The 3,672-nt window shown below is 69.3% G+C and carries 3 protein-coding genes and 1 pseudogene; 1 reads left to right on the forward strand and 3 read right to left on the reverse strand.

The features are described 5' to 3' along the window. Positions 1-954 (reverse strand): molybdopterin-dependent oxidoreductase (locus AC27KI_RS20610; protein WP_487115573.1); only part of this gene is annotated, 954 nt, incomplete at its 3' end. A 97-nt stretch (positions 955-1,051) separates the two neighbouring features. Between AC27KI_RS20610 and AC27KI_RS20615 the strand changes: the two genes are divergently transcribed. After that, a complete protein-coding gene (locus tag AC27KI_RS20615; RefSeq protein ID WP_487090542.1) occupies positions 1,052-2,194 on the forward strand; it encodes an ABC transporter substrate-binding protein in 1,143 nt (380 codons plus the stop codon). A gap of 13 nt (positions 2,195-2,207) precedes the next feature. Here AC27KI_RS20615 and argE read toward each other — a convergent pair whose 3' ends face one another. Continuing rightward, entirely contained in the window at positions 2,208-3,362 is a 1,155-nt protein-coding gene (gene argE / locus AC27KI_RS20620) for an acetylornithine deacetylase (protein WP_487090541.1), read from the reverse strand. A 46-nt stretch (positions 3,363-3,408) separates the two neighbouring features. Further along, positions 3,409-3,672: pseudogene (locus AC27KI_RS20625) on the reverse strand (methyl-accepting chemotaxis protein); the annotation flags it as partial.

Consider the following 3,672-nt stretch of genomic DNA (forward strand, 5'->3'; position numbering starts at 1 on the left):
CGTGGCGTTGCCGCCGCCGCGCACGCGCTGCATGCCGTAGTTCAGGCGGATGGCGGCGGGCCGCGTGGTGCCGTAGTCGCGCGCCAGCTGGCGGATCTGCTCCACGGGCAGGCCGCAGACCTCGGCCGCGCGCTCGGGCGGCCACTGCAGCGCGTTCTCGCGCAGCGCGTCCCAGCCCACGGTGTACTGCGCGATGTAGTCGTGGTCGAGCCAGTCGTTGGCAATCAGCTCGTGCATGAGCGACAGGGCCAGGGCCGCATCGGTGCCGGGGCGCAGCTGCAGGTGTTCGTGGCACTTCTCGGCGGTCTCGCTCTTGCGCGGGTCGATGCACACCAGCCGGGCGCCGTCGCGCTTGGCCTGTTGCGCGTAGCGCCAGAAGTGCAGGTTGCTGCCGATGGAGTTGCTGCCCCAGATGACGATGAGGCGCGATTCGGCGAAGAACTCCACCTTCATGCCCAGCTTGCCGCCCAGCGTGTAGTTCAGGCCTTCGCCGCCGGCGGTGGAGCAGATGGTGCGGCCCAGCTGCGACGCGCCCAGCCGGTTGAAAAAGCGCCGGTCCATGCTTTCGCCCTGCACCAGGCCCATGGTGCCGGCATAGCTGTAGGGCAGGATGGCCTGCGGGGCGCGGGCGGCGATGCGCGTCAAACGCGCCGCGATATCGGTGAGCGCCTCGTCCCATGTCACCGCCTCGAACTGCGCGCCCGGGCCCTTGGGGCCGACGCGCCGCAGCGGCTGCAGCAGGCGGTCGGGGTGGTTCGTGCGCTCGGCATAGCGCGACACCTTGGCGCACAGCACGCCGCCGGTGTGGCCGTGCGCCGGGTTGCCCTGCACGCGCGTGGCCACGCCGTTGTCCACGGTGGTGAGCAGGGCGCAGGCGTCGGGGCAGTCGTGGGGGCAGGCCCCGCGCACTTGCCGGACCGGCTCGGAAATGGGGGGGATTTCAGTCGTGGACATAGGGGTTTTCCTGTCGATACACTCACCGACCAGCAGCGATGGCGGGGTGGCGACCCCGCGGAACGTCGACGTTTTTGATCGAAGAGGGGATTTCACCATGAAGCATATTGCGTTGGGGCGCAGACGGTTTTCCATCGGCCTGGGGGCCGCCGCGCTCGGCGGTTTCGGGCTGGCACGGGCGCAATCGGAGGCGCCGATCGTGCTGGGACAGTCCGCCCCGTTCAGCGGGCCCGCCGCGCAGCTCGGGGTGCAGTTGCACCAGGGCGCCCAGCTTTACTTCGAGCAGTGGAACGCCCAGGCGGGCTCCGGCCGGCGCACGGTGGAGCTGCGCACGCTGGACGACGGCTACGAGCCCGACCGCTGCGCTTCCAACACGCGCAAGTTCATCACCGACGATGTGTTCGCGCTGTTCGGCTACGTGGGCACGCCCACCAGCCTGGCGGCGATGCCGCTGCTCACGCAGGCCAAGCTGCCGTTCTTCGCGCCGTTCACCGGGGCCGAGGCCTTGCGCCAGCCCTTGAACAAATTGGTGTTCCACGTGCGCGCCTCGTACAACGACGAGACCGCCGCCATCGTGAACAAGCTCACCCACCTGGGCCTGAGCAAGATCGGCGTCTTCCATCAAAACGATGCCTATGGCAAGGCCGGACTGGATGGCGTGGCGCTGGCACTGGGCGCCCACAAGCTCGCCCCGGTGGCGCAGGCCACGGTGGAGCGCAACTCGGTGGACGTGGCCGCAGCGGTGCAGACCCTGGTGGCGGCCCGGCCCGAGGCGATCGTGCAGGTCGGCACCTATGCCGCCAGCGCCGCTTTCGTGCGCGCCGCGCGCAAGGCGGGCTACGGCGGCACGTTCTACAACCTGTCGTTCGTGGGCACGCAGGCGCTGATGGACGAGCTCAAGGCCGATGGCGCGGGCGTGGTGGTCTCGCAGGTGATGCCCTCGCCCTACCAGTCCGCCCGCCAGCTCACGCGGGAGTTCCAGGACGCGATCAAGAAGGGCGGCAACAAGGTCCAGGCCAATTACTCCAGCCTGGAGGGCTACCTGGCCGCGCGCGTGTTCACCGAGGGGCTGCGCCAGGCCGGCGGCCGGCCCACGCGAGAGTCGCTGATCTCGGCGCTGGAGGGGTTCGGCACGCAGCAGATCGCGGGCTTCCAGGTGGCGTTCGGTCCCGGCAACCACACGGGGTCGCACTTCGTGGAGATGTCGATGCTCACGGGCGACGGCCGCGTGCGCGTCTGACCCGGCGCGCGGTTTACAGCTGGCGCGTCGCGGCCAGCCCCTGCATGAAGGCCTCGCAGCGGGCGAGCTGGTCCAGCGAGACGTATTCGTCAGGCTGGTGCGCCTGCTGGATGCTGCCGGGCCCGCACACCACGGTGGGAATCCCGGCGTTCTTGAACAGCCCCGCCTCGGTGCCGAAGGCCACCAGCGTGGTGCCTTGTTCTCCGGCCAGGCGCTGCGCGAGCCGCGTGACGGCATCGTCCCGGTTGCCCAGGAAGCTGGGGATCTCGCAGATGGTCTCGAAGGTGATGCCGGTGCCGGGCGCCACCTTCTGCATCGCGGGCTCCAGCGACCGGGCATAGGCGATCACCTCGGCCTGCATGCCGGCGGCGTCCGCCGTGGGCAGGTCGCGGAATTCATAGCGGAACTCGGCATCGCGCGGCACCACGTTGTCGGCGATGCCGCCATGGAACTGGCCCACGCTGGCGGTGGAAAAGGGCACGTCGAAGCCTTCGAAGCGCGGCTCGTGCCGCTCGAAGCCCTCGGCCATGTCGCGCACGCGACCCACCACGCGCGCGGCCATCTCGATAGCGTTGACCGAATGCGGCGTGAGCGAGGAGTGCGCCTCCTTGCCGCGCACGCAGCACTTGTAGCGGTACACGCCCTTGTGCGCGATGGCCGGCACCATGCTGGTGGGCTCGCCCACGATGCAGGCCAGCGGGCGGATCCCGGCGTCCTTCATGTCGGCGATGAGTTCCTTCACGCCGAAGCAGCCCACTTCCTCGTCGTAGCTGAAGGCGTAGTGGATGGCGAAGGGAGCATCGCTGCTCAGGAACGCTTCGGCCTGCGCGAGCGCGACGGCGATGAAGGCCTTCATGTCGGCGCTGCCCCGGCCGTACAGGCGCCCGTCCTGCACGGTGGCGCCCAGCGGGTCGAAGGTCCAGTCCTGGCCGTCCCACGGCACGGTGTCGGTGTGCCCGGACAGGATGATGCCGGCAGGCTTGCCCTCGCCCAGCGTGGCGAACAGATTGGCCTTGGTCTTGTCGGCGTTGAAGCTCAGGCGGCTTTTCACGCCGAGCTTTTCGAGCGTGTCGCGCACGAAATGGATGAGATCCAGATTGGAGTGGTGGCTGACGGTGTTCATGCGCACCAGCGTCTGGGCCAGTTGCAGGGCATTCGTGGAGATCATGGTTCCATTCTCCCGGATCCCGCCGGCCCGCGCTGCGAGCACGGGCTCAAAAGCCTTCCCAATCCTTTTCGCTGTGGGCTGCGCTCGCGCTCGGCGCGGTGCCCAGCCGCTTCACGGTGGCCTGCGAAGCTGGCAGCGGTGGCCGTACCGCGCTGGGGCGGGGGCGTGGCACGGCGGGCTGCTGTGGCTGTTGCAGCGATGCCCCGGGCGCGAGCTGGAATACCTCCATGGTCTGCACCAGTTGCTGCGCCTGCGTCTTCAGGCTCTGCGCCGCTGCGGCGCTTTCTTCCACCAGCGCGGCGTTCTGCTG

The organism is Acidovorax sp. KPB24-03, assembly GCF_057546605.1.

Coding starts and splice junctions, on each gene's coding strand:
- AC27KI_RS20615 (WP_487090542.1), top strand. CDS start 1,052: ATGAAGCATATTGCGTTGGGGCGCAGACGGTTTTCCATCGGCCTGGGG.
- argE (WP_487090541.1), bottom strand. CDS start 3,362: ATGATCTCCACGAATGCCCTGCAACTGGCCCAGACGCTGGTGCGCATG.